The sequence below is a fragment of the Streptomonospora arabica genome (genome assembly GCF_039531585.1).
Lineage (GTDB): Bacteria > Actinomycetota > Actinomycetes > Streptosporangiales > Streptosporangiaceae > Streptomonospora > Streptomonospora halophila.
On sequence record NZ_BAAAQI010000011.1, the window covers coordinates 28,976 to 48,337 of the forward strand.

General features: G+C 74.0%; 15 protein-coding genes and 3 tRNA genes. 7 read left to right on the forward strand and 11 right to left on the reverse strand.

Annotation, left to right across the window (positions count from 1 at the left end):
- Window positions 1-91 precede the first annotated feature (91 nt).
- On the reverse strand, window positions 92-739 hold the full coding sequence (locus tag ABD284_RS17385) for a TetR/AcrR family transcriptional regulator (protein ID WP_344144682.1): 648 nt from the start codon (window positions 737-739) through the stop codon (window positions 92-94).
- A gap of 203 nt (window positions 740-942) precedes the next feature.
- Here ABD284_RS17385 and ABD284_RS17390 point away from each other — a divergent pair, with 203 nt between their 5' ends.
- On the forward strand, window positions 943-2,118 hold the full coding sequence (locus tag ABD284_RS17390; protein ID WP_344144684.1) for an acyl-CoA dehydrogenase family protein: 1,176 nt from the start codon (window positions 943-945) through the stop codon (window positions 2,116-2,118).
- A gap of 85 nt (window positions 2,119-2,203) precedes the next feature.
- Here the strand turns inward: ABD284_RS17390 and ABD284_RS17395 are convergent, their stop codons facing one another.
- A complete protein-coding gene (locus ABD284_RS17395) occupies window positions 2,204-2,578 on the reverse strand; it encodes an FKBP-type peptidyl-prolyl cis-trans isomerase (RefSeq protein ID WP_344144686.1) in 375 nt (124 codons plus the stop codon).
- Between the two features lie 113 nt (window positions 2,579-2,691).
- Entirely contained in the window at window positions 2,692-3,870 is a 1,179-nt protein-coding gene (gene manA / locus ABD284_RS17400; RefSeq protein ID WP_344144688.1) for a mannose-6-phosphate isomerase, class I, read from the reverse strand.
- Window positions 3,871-4,100: 230 nt separating this feature from the next.
- On the opposite strand from manA, the gene ABD284_RS17405 reads away from it, so the two are divergent.
- Both ABD284_RS17405 and ABD284_RS17410 read left to right on the forward strand, forming a co-directional pair.
- A complete protein-coding gene (locus ABD284_RS17405) occupies window positions 4,101-7,220 on the forward strand; it encodes an alpha-mannosidase (RefSeq protein ID WP_344144690.1) in 3,120 nt (1,039 codons plus the stop codon).
- Between the two features lie 200 nt (window positions 7,221-7,420).
- Window positions 7,421-8,890, forward strand: coding sequence for a GntP family permease (locus tag ABD284_RS17410; RefSeq protein WP_344144692.1), 1,470 nt, complete (start codon window positions 7,421-7,423; stop codon window positions 8,888-8,890).
- Between the two features lie 31 nt (window positions 8,891-8,921).
- On the opposite strand, the gene ABD284_RS17415 is transcribed toward ABD284_RS17410, so the two are convergent.
- Entirely contained in the window at window positions 8,922-9,641 is a 720-nt protein-coding gene (locus ABD284_RS17415) for a FadR/GntR family transcriptional regulator (RefSeq protein WP_344144694.1), read from the reverse strand.
- Window positions 9,642-9,768: 127 nt separating this feature from the next.
- Here ABD284_RS17415 and ABD284_RS17420 point away from each other — a divergent pair, with 127 nt between their 5' ends.
- Window positions 9,769-10,305: a gluconokinase gene (locus ABD284_RS17420; RefSeq protein ID WP_344144696.1), complete on the forward strand. Its 537-nt coding sequence runs from the start codon at window positions 9,769-9,771 to the stop codon at window positions 10,303-10,305.
- A gap of 22 nt (window positions 10,306-10,327) precedes the next feature.
- On the opposite strand, the gene ABD284_RS17425 is transcribed toward ABD284_RS17420, so the two are convergent.
- The 5 genes from ABD284_RS17425 to ABD284_RS17440 form a co-directional block, all read right to left on the reverse strand.
- The gene (locus ABD284_RS17425; RefSeq protein ID WP_344144698.1) at window positions 10,328-11,206 is read right to left on the reverse strand and encodes an IclR family transcriptional regulator; all 879 of its coding nucleotides are present in this window, start codon (window positions 11,204-11,206) and stop codon (window positions 10,328-10,330) included.
- An 831-nt stretch (window positions 11,207-12,037) separates the two neighbouring features.
- Window positions 12,038-13,021, reverse strand: coding sequence for a LysR family transcriptional regulator (locus ABD284_RS17430; RefSeq protein ID WP_344144700.1), 984 nt, complete (start codon window positions 13,019-13,021; stop codon window positions 12,038-12,040).
- 587 nt (window positions 13,022-13,608) lie between these two features.
- Entirely contained in the window at window positions 13,609-14,358 is a 750-nt protein-coding gene (locus ABD284_RS17435) for a GntR family transcriptional regulator (protein WP_344144702.1), read from the reverse strand.
- Between the two features lie 415 nt (window positions 14,359-14,773).
- Window positions 14,774-15,214: an alpha/beta hydrolase gene (locus tag ABD284_RS25820; protein ID WP_386699645.1), complete on the reverse strand. Its 441-nt coding sequence runs from the start codon at window positions 15,212-15,214 to the stop codon at window positions 14,774-14,776.
- 76 nt (window positions 15,215-15,290) lie between these two features.
- On the reverse strand, window positions 15,291-16,589 hold the full coding sequence (locus ABD284_RS17440; RefSeq protein WP_344144704.1) for a molybdopterin molybdotransferase MoeA: 1,299 nt from the start codon (window positions 16,587-16,589) through the stop codon (window positions 15,291-15,293).
- Window positions 16,590-16,783: 194 nt separating this feature from the next.
- On the opposite strand from ABD284_RS17440, the gene ABD284_RS17445 reads away from it, so the two are divergent.
- From ABD284_RS17445 to ABD284_RS17455, 3 genes are all read left to right on the forward strand, one after another.
- A tRNA-Gly gene (locus ABD284_RS17445) sits at window positions 16,784-16,856 on the forward strand.
- 42 nt (window positions 16,857-16,898) lie between these two features.
- Window positions 16,899-16,972, forward strand: a tRNA-Cys gene (locus ABD284_RS17450).
- Between the two features lie 13 nt (window positions 16,973-16,985).
- Window positions 16,986-17,062 (forward strand) — tRNA-Val (locus tag ABD284_RS17455).
- Between the two features lie 108 nt (window positions 17,063-17,170).
- Here ABD284_RS17455 and ABD284_RS17460 read toward each other — a convergent pair.
- Both ABD284_RS17460 and ABD284_RS17465 read right to left on the reverse strand, forming a co-directional pair.
- Window positions 17,171-17,638 carry a hypothetical protein gene (locus ABD284_RS17460; RefSeq protein WP_344144706.1) on the reverse strand — a complete coding sequence of 156 codons (468 nt, stop codon included), beginning with the start codon at window positions 17,636-17,638 and terminating at the stop codon, window positions 17,171-17,173.
- Window positions 17,639-18,017: 379 nt separating this feature from the next.
- Window positions 18,018-18,944: a Rieske (2Fe-2S) protein gene (locus tag ABD284_RS17465; protein WP_344144708.1), complete on the reverse strand. Its 927-nt coding sequence runs from the start codon at window positions 18,942-18,944 to the stop codon at window positions 18,018-18,020.
- Between the last annotated feature and the right edge of the window lie 418 nt (window positions 18,945-19,362).

Below are 19,362 nucleotides of genomic sequence, written 5' to 3' on the forward strand. Positions count from 1 at the left end.
TGCACGGCGCTGCGGGCACCCGAATCTGCGCCGACCGCTCGCCGCTGCCTGCGGCGCCGCCCGGCACCGGCGGGCCGCGGTAGCACTCGCGCTACGCACCGGTACCGGCGTCGCGCGCCAACCCGGCGAAGGTCTGGCCGAGGCCGTCGAGGAACGCCGACAGCGCCAACTCGAAGCTGTCGGCGTCGATCTCGGCGGCGTGCTCGGCGAGGCGGTGCGCCTGGGAGAGGTTGGGGTAGCGGTCGCGGTAGACCTGCACGTCGGCGTCGAAGCCGCGGGCGAAGGAGTTGATGGCCGCCCCCACCACCAGGTACTTGGTCGAGGCGCCGATCATGGTGGCGTGGCGCGGCGGCCAGCCGGCCGCGACCAGCCCGCCGTGGACGGCGTCGGCGCGGCGCAGCGCCGCCTCGCGGCGGCCCGGTCCCGCGGCGACGACCGGCACCAGGTGGGGGTGGGCCGCCAGCGCCGCGCGGTAGGAGCGGGCCCACACCGTCAGGCCGCGCCGCCAGTCGCCGGACTCGAACCCCGAGACGTCCACCTCGGCCATGATCTCGTTGGCGATGTCGGCGAGCAGGTCCTCCTTGGTGCGGTAGTGGCTGTAGAGCGAGGCAGCCTGCACGTCCAGCTCCTGGGCCAGCCTGCGCATGGAGAGGCTCTCCAGGCCGTCGCGGTCGATGAGTGCGAGCGCGGCGCTGCGGATGCCGCTTACGCTCAGCATCGGCGTCCTGGGTCGGGCCACGTTTCCTCCCGTCGTGGGCTCGCGCCGCGTTCGGCGGCGCTTCGGCCTGAGGCGATCCTGCCACGCCGCACGGGTGCGCGCAGGGCGCGGGCGCCCGCCGGCCCGCGCCGCCCCCGCGGCCGCGAGGGCGGCTTGCGCGCGGACGCGGGCAGCACCTACGCTCAAAACCGAACAGTGTTAGGTAAATTGGGGAGCTGGGGCGGATGGTCGACTTCGGGCTGAGCGAGGAGCAGCGGGAGATCCGGGCGTGGGTGCGCACCTTCGTCGAGCGCGAGATCATGCCGCTGGAGAACGACGTGCTGCGCCGCGAACGCGAGGGCGCCGCACCGGGGCTGGACGCCGACGAGGCGCGCGGACTGCGGGAGCTGGCGCGCAAGTCCGACTTCTGGGGTGTGCAGACCCCCGTGGAGTACGGCGGCATGGGCCTGGACGCGGTCACCGCCGCGCTCATCGAGACCGAGCTCGGCCGCACCTTCCTGACCTTCAAGTTCGGCGGCGAGGCCGACAACATCCTCTTCCACGCCGACGAGGAGCAGCAGAAGCGCTACCTGCTGCCCACGATCGCCGGCGAGCGCCGCTCGTGCTTCGCCATCACCGAGCCCGGCGCCGGCTCCGACGCCAAGGCGATCCGCGCCCGCGCCGTCAAGGACGGACCGGAGTGGGTGATCAACGGCGAGAAGACGTTCATCACCGGCGGCTGCGAGGCCGACTTCGCGCTGGTCTTCGCGGTGACCGACCCCGAGCTCGGCGCCGACGGCGGCGTCACCTGCTTCCTGGCCGACCGCGAGTCCGGCTGGACCTCCGAGCCCATCGACACCATGGGCGAGCGCCGCCCGGCCTCGCTGGTCTTCGACGACGTGCGCGTGCCCGAGGCCAACGTGCTGGGCGAGGTCGGCAAGGGCTTCGAGCTGGCGATGCAGTGGATCGGCAAGGGCCGCTATCTGCTGCCGGCCCGCGCGCTGGGCGGCTGCGAGCGGATGCTCCAGATGAGCCTCGACTACGCCCGGACCCGCCGGACCTTCGGCGCCGCCATCGCCGAGCGCCAGGCCATCCAGTGGATGATCGCCGACTCCGAGACCGAGATCGAGGCGCTGCGGCTGCTCGTGCTGCACGCGGCCTGGCAGGTCGACCAGGGCCGCGACTCCCGCCACGCCCAGTCGATCGCCAAGCTGTTCGGCGGCGTCAAGGCCAACGAGATCGTCGACCGGATGATGCAGATCCACGGCGGCATGGGCTACACGCGCGAGCTGCCCATCGAGCGCTGGTACCGCGACCTGCGGCTGCTGCGCATCTTCGAGGGCACCGACGAGATCCAGCGCCGCACCATCGCCCGCGACCTGCTCAAGGGCCGTGTCACGGTGGGCGGGACGCTGCGCTAGGGCGCGCCGCGCATGCGCCGGCGGGCGGCACCCGCGTCCGTGCCGTGCCGCCGGCCCGCGCCGGCGGCACCGGCCGCGCGGCCCCTCAGCTCACGCCCACCAGGTCCACCACGAACACCAGGGTCTCGCCCGGCTTGATGACGCCGCCGGCGCCCCGGTCCCCGTAGGCCAGGTGGGGCGGGATGACCAGCCGGCGGCGGCCGCCCACGCGCATGCCCAGCACGCCCTGCTCCCAGCCTTCGATCACCTGGCGCCCGCCCAGCACGAAGCTGAGCGGCTCGCCGCGGTTCCAGGAGGCGTCGAACTCCTTGCCCGTGGAGTGGGAGACACCGACGTAGTGCACGTCGACGGTGGCGCCGTGCCCGGCCTGACCGCCCTCTCCGATGGCCAGGTCGGCGACCTCCAGATCGGTCGGCGGCGGACCGGGCGCGACGTCGACTCGCGGACGTTCGAGCGTCATGGGGCACTCCTCGCCAGGGTCGGGATGAATGTCTCAGCGTACCGGCGGCCCGGCGGACCGGCGACCCGCGCCCCGCGGCGCGCACGGCCCCGCGGCGTCCCCGCGCAGGCGCGTCAGTCGCCGACCGTGGCCGCCACCAGGTGGCCGTCCCCGCGCACGGTGACCCGCCCGCAGCACGCCGGCACGAACACCGACTCGCCGCGCCCCAGCGCCAGGACCTCGCCGGACTCCGCGACCAGGTCGGCCGATCCGTCCAGGCACAGCACCACCGAGGGTGCGCCCCCGTCCAGCCGGGTGCTGATGGGCCCCGGCCCGGCGGTGGCCAGCGCGAACTCCGCGACACCGGGGCGGAACTCGGTGCGCCCGCGGTCGGGCACGGGACCGGTGAAGGGGATGGGCAGCACGGAGAAGTCCACGACCGACAGCACCTCGGCGGTGTCGACGTGCTTTCCGGTCAGCCCGGCGCGCAGCACGTTGTCGGAGCCGGCCATGACCTCCACCGCCGTACCGCGCAGGTAGGCGTGGACGTTGCCCGCGGGCAGGAACAGCGCCTCGCCCGGGCGCAGGCTGACGCGGTTGAGCAGCAGCGCCGCGACAGCTCCGGGATCGCCCGGGTACAGCTCGGCCAGCTCCACGATGGTGTCGTGGTGGGCGCCCGAGCCCAGCCGCTTCCACTCGGCCACGAAGGCTCCCACCAGCTGTTCACGCACGTCCCCGGGCAGCGTGAGCAGTCGGGTCAGCGCGGCGCGCAGAGCGGTGTGCACGCCGTCGGCCGCGAGGTCGGCGCGCAGCCGCCCGGCCAACTCGCACGTCAGCCCGTCCAGGTCGGCGCGCGCGGCCGCCGGGTCGCGGAACCCGCACAGGGCCTCGAACGGCTCCAGCGCCAGGACCAGCTCCGGCTTGTGGAAGGGGTCGCGGTAGTTGCGGTGGGGAGCGGTGACCGGGATGCCGGCGGCCTCCTCGGCGGCGAAGCCCGCGCGGGCGCGGGCGGAGTCGGGGTGGACCTGCAGCGACAGCGGCTCCTCTGCGGCCAGCACCTTCAGCAGGAACGGAAGGCGCTCGCCGAACCGCTCGACGGTGCGCTCGCCCAGCATCTCCTTAGGTGCGGCGGCGATGACGTCGTCGAAGGAGGAGGGGCCCTCGGGGGTGATGACGGTGCTGGGCGCGCCGGGGTGGGCCCCCAGCCACAGCTCGGCCTGGGGCCGCCCGTCGGGCTCGATGCCCAGCAGCCGGGGGATGGCGGTCCGCGCCCCCCACGGGTACGGGCGTACCTGGTTGATCAGCCTGTGCATCCGCCCTGCTCTTCCCGTTCTCCTACGCCGGTGTCCCGTCGGTTTCAGTCTGCTCGACCGGGCACCGCCGCGTCAGTCCGGCCGCCCCTTCAACCGGGGGTGGTGCTGGCACCACCCGTGCGCCGCGCCGCGCGGTCCAACGTATCGAACCGCGCGGCGTGCACCTTGACTTCCCGGTCGGGGGCGGAGAGCGTACCGGAAGGCCGCCGCCCAGGCAGACGGAGCGCCGCATGCACGACGAGCACGCCCGACTCGACCGCCGCCTCACCCGTGTGCTGGGCGAACGCCTGTGGGCCGCGGTCTATTCGGCCGCCGTCCCGCTGACCGTGGAGCGCTGGGACGCCCCCGGCGGGCCGGTTCCGGCCGCCGAGGGCGTCGCAGCGCCCTACTCCCCCGCCGCCGTCGGGCAGGCGTGGGGACCGCCGTGGGGCACCACCTGGTTCCGCTTCACCGGCCGGGTGCCCGCCGAGTGGGCGGAGCGCACGGTGGAGGCGGTCCTGGACCTGGGATTCGACCCCGACCGGCCCGGGTTCTGCGCCGAAGGGCTCGTGCACCTCCCCGACGGCACACCGCTCAAGGGGCTCAACCCCCGCAACCGGTGGGTGCGGGTCGCCGCGCCGGCGCGCGGCGGCGAGCGGGTCGACCTGCGGGTGGAGGCCGCGGCCAACCCGGTGGTCCTCGGGCCGGACGGCTTCGCCCCGACGCCGCTGGGCGATCCGGCCACCGCCGGTGCCGACCCGCTGTACCGGCTGCGCCGGGCCGACCTGGCGGTCTTCGACGCCGAGGTGTGGGGCCTGAGCATGGACGCCGAGGTGCTGGGCCAGCTGATGCGGGAGCTGCCCGAGAGGTCGCCGCGCCGGGCGCGCATCCGCACCGCCCTGTCACGGGCACTGGACGTGCTCGACCCGACCGACCCGGCCGGCACGGCCGCCTTGGCCCGCGAGCTGCTGGCGCCGGTGCTGGCCGACCCGGCCGAGGCGAGCGCGCACCGCATCTCGGCGGTGGGCCACGCCCACATCGACTCGGCGTGGCTGTGGCCGCTGCGCGAGACGGTGCGCAAGGTCGCGCGCACCGTCGCCAACGCCACCGCGCTGATGGATGAGGATCCCGGGTTCGTCTACGCGATGTCGCAGGCCCAGCAGTTCGCCTGGCTCAAGGAGAGCCACCCCGCACTGTTCGCGCGGCTGCGCGAGCACACGCGCGCAGGCCGGTTCGCACCGGTGGGCGGGATGTGGGTGGAGGCCGACACCAACATGCCCGGCTCCGAGGCGCTGGCCCGCCAGTTCGCCTACGGCAGGCGGTTCTTCCGCGACGAGCTGGGGGTCGACACCCGCGAGGTGTGGCTGCCCGACTCCTTCGGCTACTCGGCCGCGCTGCCGCAGCTGGTGCGGCTGTCGGGGTCGCGCTGGTTCCTCACCCAGAAGCTGTCGTGGAACGCCGACAACGCCTTCCCGCACCACACCTTCTGGTGGGAAGGCATCGACGGCAGCCGCGTGTTCACCCACTTCCCGCCGGTGGACACCTACAACGCCGAGCTGACCGGGCACGAGCTGGCGCACGCCGCGCGCGGGTTCCGCGACGCCGGACCGGCCTCGCGCTCGCTGGTGCCGTTCGGCCACGGCGACGGCGGCGGCGGACCCACACGCGAGATGCTCGCGCGGGCGGCGCGCACGGCGGACCTGGAGGGCTGTCCGCGGGTGCGCCTGGAGAGCCCGGCGGCGTTCTTCACCGCCGCCGAGGCGGAGTACGCCGACCTGGCCCCGGTGTGGCTGGGCGAGCTGTACCTGGAGCTGCACCGGGGCACCTACACCAGCCAGGCGCGCACCAAGCAGGGCAACCGGCGCAGCGAGCACCTGCTGCGCGAGGCCGAGCTGTGGGCGGCGACGGCGGCCGTGCGCACCGCGGGCGCGGACCCCGGCGCCTACCGCTACCCCTACGAGCGGCTGGAGGCGCTGTGGAAACGGGTGCTGCTGCACCAGTTCCACGACATCCTGCCGGGCACCTCGATCGCCTGGGTGCACCGCGAGGCGGCGCGGGCCTACGCCGAGATCACGGCGGAGCTGGAGGAGATCGCCGACGGCGCCCGCCGGGTGCTCGCCGCGGGGACCGGCGGCAGCGCCTCCGGCGGGGAGCGCGCGGCCGGAGGCGCGGTGACCGTGTTCAACGCCTGCCCGCACGAGCGCGGCGGCGTGGCCGCGATGGGCGGGCGGGCGCGCGTGACGGCAGCGGGCGGGAGCGCGGACCCGCGGGCGGATCGGGGGCCGCAGGCGCCGGCGGTCGCCCTCGGCCGCGAGGGCGGCGGCCACGTGCTGGACAACGGGCTGCTGCGGGTGGCGGTGGACGCGCGGGGTCTGGTCACGTCGGTCGTGGAGGCGGCGACCGGCCGCGAGGCGCTGGCGCCGGGCGCGGCCGCCAACCTGCTGCAGATCCACCGCGACCTGCCCAACGCGTGGGACGCCTGGGATGTCGACGCCTTCTACCGGCGCACCGCCTCCGACGTCACCGCCGCCGATTCGGTGCGGGTGCTGCGCGAGGGGCCCAAGGGGGCGGCGGTGGAGGCGGTCCGCTCCTTCGGCTCCTCGACGGCCCGCCAGGTCGTCGCGCTGGAGCGCGGGTCGGTGCGGGTGGACTTCACCACCGAGGTCGACTGGCACGAGCGCGAGCGCTTCCTCAAGGCGGCGTTCCCGCTGGACGTGCGCGCGCACGAGGTCGCGGCCGAGATCCAGTTCGGCCATGTGCACCGCCCGGCCCACACCAACACCTCCTGGGACGCGGCCCGGTTCGAGGCCTGCGGGCACCGGTGGGTGCGCGCGGGCGAGCCGGGCTACGGCCACGCGCTGGCGACCGCCTCCACCTACGGCCACGACGTCGACCGCGCCGTTCGCCGCGACGGCGGCACCACCACCGTGCTCCGGCTGTCGCTGCTGCGGGCGCCGCGCTTCCCCGACCCCGAGGCCGACCAGGGCCGGCACGCCTTCTCCTACGCGCTGGTGCCGGGCGCCGGCGTCGCCGATGCGGTGCGCGAGGGCTACCGGCTCAACCTTCCCGAGCGCGCGGCGCCCGGAGGCGCCGACGTGGCGCCGCTGGTGGCGGCGGAGGGCGCGGGCGTGGTGGCCGAGTCGGTGAAGCTGGCCGAGGACCGCTCGGGCGACGTGGTGGTGCGGCTGTACGAGGCGCACGGGGCGCGCGCCCGCGGCGCGCTGCGCGCGTCGTTCCCGCTGGCCGGCGCGGTCGCGGTGGACCTGCTGGAGGAGCCGGTGGAGGAGAGCCCGATCGAGGTCTCCGGCGACCGGGTGGCCTTCGCCCTGCGCCCGTTCCAGATCCTCACCCTGCGGCTGGCGCGGGGCTGAAAGCCCGCCCGCGCCGGGGATGCCGACGCCCTGAGCGGGCGACCGCCCCGCGACCGGCGCCGACGGCCGACGGCCGCCTCGGATAACAATTCCGAACGGGGAGGATCACACGTACTCACAAATGGTATTACCATTGCCGCCAGCCGTCTTGGCGCACGTCACATCGCGCGCCGGCCTCGTCCCCATTCCCGGAGGAACCCGTGGAACCGATTGACCCCGCATACGGCACGGTGCCGCTGCTGCTGATAGCGGCCGCATCGATCGCCGTGCTCCTGACACTCATCATCTGGGCGCGGCTGCACGCCTTCGTCGCGCTCGTCCTGGTCAGCCTGGGCGTCGCGCTGGCCACCCGCATCCCGCTGGACGACGTCGTGCCCACCATGCTCTACGGCTTCGGCGATACGCTCGCCAGCGTCGGGTTACTGGTGGGCCTGGGCGTGATGATCGGCCGGCTCCTGGAGGTCACCGGCGGCGCCGGTGTGCTCGCCGGAACCCTGATCCGCGCCTTCGGGGAGAAGCGCGCGCCGCTCGCACTGGGCGTCGCCTCCCTGATCTTCGGCTTCCCGATCTTCTTCGACGCCGGACTGATCGTCATGCTGCCGATCGTCTTCAGCGTCGCGCGCCGCCTCGGCGGTTCCGTGCTGCTCTACGCGCTGCCCACCGCGGGCGCCTTCGCCGTGATGCACGCCTTCGTGCCGCCGCACCCCGGCCCCGTGGCCGCCGCCGGGCAGATCGACGCCGACATGGGCGTCACGCTGATCGTGGGCCTGGTGCTGGCCGTGCCGACCTGGTACATCGCCAGCTACCTCTACTCGCTCTACGCCGGTCGGCGCTTCCACCTGCCCGCCCCCGCCGAGTTCGGCGCCGCCTCCCCCGAGGGCGGCGACGCCGCCCCGGAGCCGACCTCCGGCGGCACGGGCGGCGGTACCGCCGCCAAGACCGCCACCCGGACCGCGCCCGCCGGCGACTCCGTGCCCCAGGACGCACCGCGCCTGGCGACGGTGCTGGGCATCCTGCTGCTGCCGATGCTGCTCATCTTTGCCAACACCGGCCTGACCACCCTGAGCGCCACCGGCGCCGTGCCCGGCGACGCCCTCTGGGTCCAGGCGCCCGTGCTCATCGGCCAGACGCCCATCGCCCTGCTGATCACCACGGTGGTGGCCATGGTGGCGCTCGCCCCGGGCCGCTTCTCCCGCTCCTACCTGGAGAAGCTCGCCAACGACTCGCTGGCGCCGGTCTGCTCGATCATCCTCATCACCGGCGCCGGCGGCATGTTCGGCGGTGTGCTGGAGATCAGCGGCATCGGCAACGCGCTCGCCGACAGCCTGGAGTCCACCGGCATGCCGGTGATCCTGGCCGCGTTCGTGATCGCGGCGTGCCTGCGCGTGGCCCAGGGGTCGGCGACGGTCGCGCTGACGACCACGGCCGCGCTCATCGCCCCGCTGGTGGCCTCCTCCGGCGGCTTGAGCACCATCGACCTGTCGCTGATCGTCGTGGCGATCGCCTGCGGCTCCACCGTGCTCTCCCACGTCAACGACTCCGGGTTCTGGCTGGTCGGCCGGTTCCTGGGGATGGACGTCAAGACCACGCTGCGCACGTGGACGGTGATGGAGACGCTGATCGGCACCGTCGGCTTCGTGCTGGCGGCGCTGCTGAGCCTGGTCCTGTAGACCGGCAGGCGCCCTGGAGGACGGCCCCCGCTCAGCCGCAGTCCGCGGCCTCCTCGTCCTCCAGGGCCGACACGACCTCGTCGACGATCGCGCGCATGGCGGCCTGGGCCACATCGGCCAGGCCGCCTCCGATCGCGTCGGCGACGTGGGTGTGCAGGCGCAGCGCCTCGGGCCGGGGCCGGCGCGGCATCAGGTCGTACTCGGTGCGGCCGGTCAGCACCTCCGAGACCACGCCCGTGAGCCCGGCGAACATCTCGTTGCCCGACATCTCCAGGATGCTGCGGTGGAACTCGATGTCCAGGCGCAGGAAGGCCTCCAGGTCGCCGCTGCGCCCGGTGGCGACCATGCGCCCGTTCAGCTCCACCAGGAACTCGCGGTCAGCGGGGGTCGCGCGGCGGGCGGCGAAGGCGGCGGCGGGCGGCTCCACGGCGGCGCGCAGCTCCGTCAGCGAGCGCAGCTGGCCCATCCGGCCGGGTCCGGCCAGCCGCCACCGGATCAGCTGGGGGTCGTGGACGCTCCACTCCTCGGGCGGGCGCACCCGTACTCCGGTACGCGGGCGGCTGACCACCAGGCGCATGGACTCCAGGACGCGCACGGCCTCGCGCGCCACGGTCCGGGACACGCCGTAGCCCTGGGCCAGCCGGTCCAGGGTAAGAACGGCTCCGGGCTCGTATTCGCCCGCGGCGATGGCGGGCCCGACCTCCGCGAGGACGCGGTTGTGCAGGGTCCGGTGGTCGGGGGCGGCGCTCATGTGTCTCCTTCGGCCCTGCAGCGGCTGCGAGGGCACGGGGGCGCCCGCAGCACGTCGGCGATTCATTGGTAACACTATTAGGACGCGTACAGGGCGCGTTCACAGATCCGCACGGTTGGAGCAAGGAATGGCACACGGCACGCACTTCGTCGTCATGGGGGTCTCGGGCACGGGCAAGAGCACCGTCGCCGAGCCGCTCGCGCAGCGCCTGGACCTGCCCTTCGCCGAGGCGGACGACTTCCACCCCGCCGCCAACGTCGCCAAGATGTCGGCCGGAACCGCGCTCACCGACGAGGACCGGCAGCCGTGGCTGGAGTCGCTGGCCGCGTGGATCGCCGAGCACGACGGCCGCGGAGAGTCGACCCTCATGGCCTGCTCCGCACTCAAGCGCAGCTACCGCGACGTGCTGCGCGCGGCGGCCCCCGGCGTCCGCTTCCTGCACCTGGACGGGTCCATCGAGCTCATCGCCGCGCGGCTGCGCGAGCGCAAGGGCCACTTCATGCCCGAGACCCTGCTGCGCTCCCAGAAGTCCACCCTGGAGCCCCTCGCCGACGACGAACCGGGCGCCACGCTCGATATCGCACCCCCCGTCGAGGAGGTCGTCGAGCGCGCCGCCCGGATCGTAGCCGCCGCGCTGGGCCGCGAGTCCGACTCGCGAGGGTAGGCCGGCGGCGGGCCGGTGCCGGTCAGGAGTCGGCGGTTTCCATGTGTCCCATGCGGATCGAGATCTCCACGGCGGCCTTGCAGACCGCCTCGCCGATGGCGGGGAGCTTGTCCTCCTCCATCCGGTACGAGGGGCCTGACGCGCTGAGAGCGGCGATGACCTCGCCCGTGAGCCCGCGGATCGGCGCGCTTACCGCGTTGAGGCCCACCTCCAGCTCCTCGACCGCCTTGGCGAATCCCCGTTGGAGGATCTCGTCGATCTCGGCCTGCAGGGAGTCGGCGTCGGTGATTGTGTGGGGGGTGAGCCGCTCCAGAGGCCCGCGCAGTACCCGACGCTGGTCGGGGACCCGCATGTAGGCCAGCAGCACTTTGCCGGTGGAGGTCGTGTGCAGGGGGTTCTGCCGGCCGATCCAGTTCTGGCTGACGATCGCCGAGGCCCCGCGGACCTGGTCGATGTTGACGACCATGTCTCCGCTGGGTATGGCGATGTTCACCGTCTCACCGAGATCGGATGCGAGATCTTCGCAGACGCGCCGACTCTGCTGGGTGAGGTCGAGCCCGGCGGCCATGGTGCCGGCCAGCCGGATGATGCCGAACCCGAGTTGGTACTTGCCGCGCAACCCCGGCTGCTCGACGAGTCCGCGCCGCTCCAGGGCCCCTACGAGCCGGAACGCCGTGGACTTGTGTACGCCCAGCTCGGCCGCGATCTCGGTGACCCCGGCTTCGCCGTGCTGAGCGAGTATCTCCAGAACAGTGATCGCCCGGTCGACCGACTGGACGGGCGCTCCATTGCTGCCCGAGCCAGACTTGGCCGACTCCGCTTCACCGCCCGACCCCCGCTCGACCCGGTCCGGATCAAGGGTGCTTTGACTCTTTCCTGCGCGGTGGTCGTTGGAAGCCATGCACACCACGATAGTGGTCGATTCTTGACACTCCCTGGACACGCCCGAACGACTTGGTATTTCTGCAGGTCACAGGATTCCTCACGAGTAAACTCAGGCCTCTGGAGCCGCGGCGGGCGACGGGGCCGCCGCCCGCGCAGCAGGCGCGCCCTCAGGAGTGCACGTCGCCCCCGCGCCCGCCGACTGCGCCCGGGCCCCGAGCGGCGTCGGCCCGGGCGGCGAGGCGCTCCACCACCCGGTAAAAGCAGCGCGGAGTCGGGCCGGGGCGGTCCGGCGGCGGCCGAGAGGCAAAGGCGTCCCCGACCGACCGGATGGCCTCGGCCGGCGTGTCGGCCGGCACCGCGGCGCCCGGCTCCTCGTGCGGCAGTCGCGACCAGTGGGTGAACATCCGCACCACGGCTCCCCAGCTTCCACGAGCAAAGCCTCGCTGCACCACAGCGCGGCGATGACGGACCGGTACAGCTCGGCCTCTGCAGCGGTGCCGGGCTGCGAGGTGCGCAGGAGCAAGCGCGCGACCCCTTCGGGGATCGAACGCGCCTCGGCAAACTCCTCGTCGGCGCGGCGCGGACAGCCGCCGCACCAGGCCGGCCATCCTCGCCGACCTGCTCGGGAAGGGCAGAGCGGCCCGCTCTTGGACACCCCCGCGGCGGCGCACGGGGCTGGGCCGCGCCGGCGGGCCGGTCCTGCCCGTGCCGCTGATCGCGGTGGGCATATTACGGTGCGCGGCTTCGCCGGGCCCTGTCTCAGCGCCGACCTCGTTCCCAGCGGCGGCCGGCAACCGCCCCGACGGCCGCCCGCATCCCGGTTGGCGGCGCGGCCGCCCGGTGCTCCTCAGGTGTCACGCAGAGGACGTCCGCCGCCGTCGGAGTCCCGGGGTTCCGGCACCAGGCCGCTCTCGGCCGGCTGCGGCAGCACGGCGTCGAGGCGCCCCTGCAGCGGCACCGAGCGGGCGAAGGCCGCCAGGTCGGCGGCCAGCAGCGGCTCCGGATGGTGCTCGGCGATCACCAGGGCCATCCCGGTCGCCTCGTCGGTCTCGGCCAGCGGGACCGCGCGCAGATCGGCGGGCATCCCGCCGGGTGCGAGCCAGGAGTGCGTGACCACCGCGCAGCCGCCTCCCCGGCTGATGTGCTCGAAGAGGGCGGGCAGCGAGTCGACCTCGACCCGGACCGCCGGTTCCTCGCCGGTGGCCGCCGCCACGGCCTCGGCAGCGCGCGGCCACAGCGGATCGGGCAGCAGGCGGCACAGCGGCACGTCGGCGACCTCCGGCCAGTCCAGCGCCGCGCGGGAGGCGAAGCGCCCGCTGTCGGCCGTCAGCAGGACCGCGCGCTCCCGGTAGAGCACCGCCCGCCCGCGCGAGCGTGCCGCATCCACGGAGGTGCGCAGCGTGGCGCAGTCGAGGCCGCCGTCGGCGAGGGCCCGCTGGATCTCGGCGGCGGACATGGTGCGCACGCTCAGCGCCACCCGCGGATGGCGGGCGCCGAAGGGTGCCGCGACGTGCCCGAACGCGGCGGCGGCCTCGGGCAGCACCCCGACGCGCAGGGTGCCGATGCGTCCCTCGCGCACGGTGTCGACGTCGGCGGTGAGGCGGTCGCGCTCCTCCAGGATCCGGCTCGCCCAGCGCAGCACCCGCTCCCCCTCGGGGGTGAAGCCCTCGAACCGGTGGCCGCGCCGCACGATGGGCACGCCGAGTTCGGCCTCCAGCTTGCGGATACCGGCCGATAGCGCCGGCTGCGAGACGTGGCATGCGAGCGCGGCGCGCGCGAAGTGCCGCTCGCGCGCCAGGGCGACGAGGTACTCGAACTGCCGAATCAGCATCCCCGTTCCCCATCCGCATGCGATGTCGACCGGGGCCGGACCCAGGGGTTGTCCGGCCCCGGCGTCAACGACGGGCCGGGCATCGACCGATGCGGCACCGTGCGCGCCATCGCCACCCCTCCAGCCGGAGAGGCCGACCTACATTGTGGTGTCTTAGACCACATTCGCGCCAGTCGTGCGCCCGAAATCACCCGACGGCCCGGAGCGTGCAGCCGGCGGAGCCGCGCACGGCAACCGGTCGGCCCCGCACCCCGAGGACGCTACCCGGCAGCGGGCGGCAGCCGACGGTTCCGGCTCCCACCGGCCGCCTCCACCGCGGCAGACCGATCAGGCGGCCGGTACGCCGCCGCGGCCGGCGGTCACCCGCCCGGCGCGCCCGATGCGCCTCTGCCTACCGGCTCCCTACCCGAAGCTCGCTCCCACCCCGAAGCAGCGCCGGCCGCACGTGCCGCCGGTACCGGACCAGGCAAGGCAGCCGCCGCCCACCGTGCGGCCACGCGCCCGGTTCCGCGGCGGCGGGACGCCCGCGGGCGCCGCCGCCACCGACCGGGGTGCGGTATGTCCGACCTGCGGGGTGCTCGCGGCGGTCAGAATCCCGCGTGCTGCCCCGCGGCGCCGGCGGTCTCCGCGTCCTCGGCGTCCTCGGGCCCGTCGACGCCGTCGAGGGCCTGGTCGTGGTAGGCGAGCCGGGTGGCCTCGGTGTGCTCGCGCATGAGGTCGGCCGCGCGCTCCTGGTCGCCGGCCTCGATCGCCTCGATGATGGCCTCGTGCTCCTTCCAGGACTCGCGGCCGCGCTGCTGCACCACGAGCCCGTGGTACCAGCGCACCCGCCGCGCGACCTGTCCTGCCAGCCCTTCCAGCACCTGGTTGCCCGCGATCTCGACGATGCCGTGGTGCAGCGCGGCGTTGCTGTCGACCATCGCGTCGGTGTCGCCGCGCTCCAGGCCTTCCATGCCGGCGCGCCACTGCTCGCGCAGCCGCTCGATCCCCTCGGGGGTGGCGGCGCCCGCGGCGAGCCGGGCGGCTTCGGTCTCCAGCAGCGAACGCACGGCCAGCAGCTGGTCGGCCTCGCTCTCGCTGGGCTGGTGCACGAACGCGCCGTAGCCCGGGCGGAGATCGACCCAGCCCTCGTTGCTGAGCCGCTGCAGCGCCTCGCGGACCGGCTGGCGGGAGACGCCCAGCTGCTCGGCGAGCTCGTTCTCGACGAGGTGGCGTCCGGGCGGCAGCCGCCGCCGCGTGATCAGCTCCAGCAGCGTCTCGTAGACGGTGTCGCGCAGCGGTGCCGGACGCTGCACCGGATTGGCCAGCACGCCTTTGTCGAGGTGGGACGAGGTCATTGGTCCGCGGCTTTCGTCGGCTACACGTCGGAGCCCTTGCGAGTACCGATTTTCGGGTCCGAGTCTAGGCCAGTCGGGGGCACCGAAGCGCCCGAGACCACTTCCGCGGCACGGCCGATCGGCCCCGCGAGCCGCTGAGGTGCGGGAGCGTGCGCGGCGCCGAGACCGATCCCGATCCGGCGGCACACGTGCGGTCGCGCCCGGTGACCGACGGAGCCCGTCCACGCCGCCGTGCAGGCGGTACCGACGCGACGGGCCGCGAAGACCGCCGCCCCTCAGAGCGCCGCCATACGTGTCGCGGGCGCCCATCCACCGGTCGTCAACCGCAGGCCAGACCCCGTAGCCGCCGACCACGGCCGGGTGCGCGGTACCCGGCAGCAGAACAACCCCGCACCCCAGCGGGCGCCCCACCGCCTCACCGACCCCATCGGGACGACGGGAGGCCCCGCCGGACCAGACCAGACAGATACGGCGGCGAAAACACGCAGTCCCGCCAAGCCCGGGGACTCAACCGAAAACAGGGCGCTGGTCTTCCAAGCAACTGCCGACGGCCGGGGCGGGGCGACCAGCAGAAGCCGGTAGACCCCCGCGCGGCGCCGCGCGCCGCAGAGAGGTGCAGCCAGGCCGTGCACGCCGGCGAGTGGCAGACGGCGACGCGGTCGCCGCGCGCCATGGGCGGCTCGTCCTCGATCACTCTGTTCCAGGCCTGTAGCTCCGCCGGTCGGGGTCGGACGGCTGCGCGCACAACACCTGCTCCCCCGCGCCTCCTCAGCCGCTGGGCGAGGCAGTACTGCCAGTGGTCGGCCGACCTGCGGTCCGCGCCGCGGTGGAGGATCAGGAAGCCGCGGTTCCCCACGCGCTGACTCCGGCCGCAGCCGGAGATGCGTACAGCGGCGCCCCGCGGCGCCGCGCGCCGCGGGCTGGCGCGCGCGTCAGCGCGGCAGCCACAGCAGGGCGGCGTGGGGTCCGCTCCAGCCCGGCGGGATCACGGCGTACGCGTCGGCGAGGGCGGCGCCGCGCAGGCTGCCGGGCCGGTCGTGGCCGACCGGCTCGGCCTGGCCGCCGGCCACGCGCACCGCCACGAGCCGGGTGTCGTGGGCGTGCGGGTGCACAGCGCCCTTGACCCGCATCGACGGCGGCAGCGCGGTGTCCGTCTCCGGGCCGCCGGCCATCGCGCGCAAAGCGGGGATGAGCAGGGTCGCGGAGGCGGCGAGGGCGGCGTTGGGGTTGCCGGGCAGTCCGACCACGACCGTCCCCGGACCGCCGGAGGATGCCGCGACCACGTCGTCGGCGCCGCTCCGACCGGCGGGCGCACTCGGCCGCTCGCCGGGCCCGCCCGAGGCTTCGGGACGCCCGAGGTAGGCCAGCAGCTGCGGATGGCCGGGGCGGCAGGCGACGCCGTCGACCACCACAGTCGCGCCGACCGCGGACAACGCGGCTCGGAGATGGTCGGCCGGGCCCTTGGACGAGGCCCCGCAGACCACCAGCACGTCGCTACCCGCGTCGCGGACCGCACGCAGCGCCGCCGACATCGGCTCCAGCCCGTCCTCCAGAAACCGCGGCTCCCCCACCAGCTCGGCGCCGGAGGAGGCGGCGATGCCCGGCAGCATCGGGCCGATGGCGTCCCGCACCCGCCCGGCGCCCGGACGCCCGGAGGCCGCGATCTCGTCGCCGGTCACCAGCACGTCCACCCGCGGGCGGCGCACCAGGAGCGTGTCGTGGCCCAGCGAAGCGGCCAGGCCGACCAGCGCGGGCGTGACGGTCGTCCCCGCAGGGCTCACGGTCTCGCCCGCGAACGTGTCCTCCCCCGCCCGGCGCACGTGCCTGCCGGGAGCGATCTCGCCGCGCACCCGCTCCCGGCCGTCCGGCGGCTCGCCGCCGACCGGGGCGACCACGGCGCGCTCGTAGGGCAGGACGGCGTCCGCGCCCTCGGGCACCTGCGCTCCGGTGGCGATCTCGACCGCCTGCCCGTTCCGGAGGCGCCCGACCGCTTCGGCGGCCCCGACGGCTCCGGCCAGCACCCGGCCCAGAACGGTCCACTCGGGCCCGGGGCCGGCCACCGCGTAGCCGTCCATAGCGGCCGCGTCGTAGGGCGGCACGCCCACGAGCGCCGTCAGATCGCGGGCGAGCACCGCGCCGAGGGCACCGCCGAGCGCGACGGCGCGCGCGCCGGAACACCCGCCCTGCGCCCCGAGCCGGCGCGCCTCCTCGCGCGCCTGCGCCCACGGCATCACAGCGTTCCCGCACCGGACCATCGCACTCCTCCGGCTAGCGCCGACGTCTCGCCCCTGCACGCCCCCTGTATATCTGCGGCCCTGGACGCCTCCCCTGTCAACCCGCCCGCCGATTTGCCGTCTGCCGACTTTCCGCTAAAGTTCTAACCGAACGACGGCGCGGATCCACGGGGATCGGCGCCTGATCGTACGCGGACGTGGCTCAGCTGGTAGAGCATCACCTTGCCAAGGTGAGGGTCGCGGGTTCGAATCCCGTCGTCCGCTCGGAGACATCCGGGGGTCCTCCACAGCCCCCGCCATGAGTCCGGTGGAGTGGCCGAGAGGCGAGGCAGCGGCCTGCAAAGCCGTCTACACGGGTTCAAATCCCGTCTCCACCTCCAGTCACCACCCTTGGGGCGGTTAGCTCAGTTGGTTAGAGCGCTACCTTGACACGGTAGAGGTCACAGGTTCGAATCCTGTATCGCCCACCAGCAACACCGCAGGTCAGGATGGGTCTCTCAGATCTCTACACGGAATGCGTCAGCCGCCGTGGGAGATATCTGGGAGATCATCTTTTTTCACAGAGTCGCTTCAGACCCTCACACGGCATCGTCCCGGTAGTGCACATCGGCCAGCTCCGGCACGAATAGAGCCAATTTTCGTCGCTCTGCGTGATCGAGCCCGGTGAGACTCTCCTCCCACCGGCGGGTCAGCACCTGAAGGATCCGGGACTTGGTCTCGGGTGTGACGTGCTCGTAGACATCGGCCATCCCCGGCATCCGGTGCCCCAGCCGCGCGGCCCGACCCACTTCGGGGATGCCGTCGTCGGCCAGCCAAGTGCGGTGGGTGTGGCGGCCCTCGTTGAACGTGAAGCCCGGAAGGATCGGCGAACGCAGCCACGCCACCGTGCTGTCGGGATCGCCGTCGAAGGCCGGTCGCCAGAACCGGGTGCGGAAGTTGCCCCGGCGCAGTTGCCCGCCCCGGGATCCGGTGAACACGAACGCCCCGCCTGCCGTGTCGGACAGCAGCCCGCGGTAGAGCCCGTCCAGGAACGGCCGCAGCTGCACCCACCGCTTGCCGGCCGGCGTCTTGGTGCGCGGCGCCTTGGCCAGCGTCCCGCCGGTCTCGCGCAGTGGCCGCGGTCGCGGGCGGACCGGTTCGGCCCGCCACGTGGATTCTCACGCTGGGCGGAGGCTCCCATGGAACGAGCCACGGGCCGGGGCGGGACGCCACCGAAAGCCCACTGCCTGCAGGTCTCCGCGTGCCCGGGCGCGACCGCAGCATCGCCGACTCCGCGTCGGGTCGGAGCGTCTTGGAGCGCCTCCGGTTGGAGCGCCTGAACCGCCTGAACACCGACTTGCCGCGACAGCATGTCCCGTCCGCTTCCGGGCACCTGGAAGGGGCCGGGCCCGACCGCCACGCAGGCCCTTAGCGAGCGGGTACTGGTTATGGGCCGCGGCGGATGCGCGCTCGGAGAGGCAGCGCGTCGGTGACGGCCGACGGCAGCCGCTCTACCACTTCTGCTTCGTCCGGGCGGGCCACGGCCACCGTTCCCGAACCGTCCACGCGGGTCCGCAGGACCGGTTGGGGTGCCGTTGCCGGACCGTTCAGGACCGTGCCGTCACGCAGCCGGAAGCGGCTCCCGTGCCACGGGCAGGTGATGCACCCGTTGGCGATCGCCCCTTCCGACAGCGGTCCGCCCATATGGCCGCAGGAGTCCGCCAGCGCATGCACCTCACGGCCCTCGCGCACTACCACCACCGGCACCGGGCCCGCGTCGCGCCGCACTGGCTGCCCCTCAGGCAGTTCCGACAGGGCGCCGATCTCCCACCAGTCCGCCGGCATCCGATCCACGGCATGCGCCGCGTGGCTGGCACCACCCGCCAGGGCATAGGAGATGTGCGCTCCCAGCATGCCGCCCATCCCCGCAGCGGTGAACCCGGCCAGGCCGAGCCCGCGCCCCAGAGTGTGCCGACCGCGCCACCGCGCCACCGAGGAGGCGGCATAAAGCAGCAGAGCCGTCCCATTGCTTGCCGCGTGCACAAGTGCCACCCGCTGGTGGTGCCGATGCTGGTGCGCTGAGTCGGCGAGTCCGGCCAGCACGGCCGGTACTGAGGCGGCGATCCCCAGGTCGACCAGCCGATGTGCCGCACGCTGGGTGTTCGGCAGCATGTCGAGGGCGGCGGCCGACATCCACGCCCCGATCGGGACCTGCACCAGCAACGGGTGGGCCGGGTGGCCCAGTTGCACGCCGTGCAGCACGTCTCCCCACCGGCTACCGGAGAGTCGATCGGCGAGTGGGCGTGCCGCGTCGACGATCCGGTCCAGCCGGCGTTGCTGTTCGAGGCGGCGGATGATGTTGCCGAGTCTCATGGGCGCCCGGCTACCCCGAACCGCGGAGTCGAACCACCGCCGGGAGGTGGCGGGAGACGGGTCCGGCGTCCGGGGACGGGATCGGCAAGATGGCATGGGCGGGCCTGCTCTCCGTGGTGGACCAGAGGTATAGGGACCTCCGATCTACCCCGGACACGAGCGCGCCCGCATCCACGCACTCCCGAGCCGGTGTCGATGGTGCACGTCAAGGCCGGTAGTCCCCCGACCTCCCCCGGACTTGCCGGAGCCCCGGCCGGCCCGGAGCAAGGATCCCCGTGATCGCGGACTCATCACCCTGGCCCCCGGTTCTGACGGCGATGAGCGGTTCCGCCACTACCACCTGACCGCCGACGGCATCGCCCTACTGGATGCCGATCCGCTGCAGAGGCACCTGGGCCACCACCACAGCAGTCGCAGC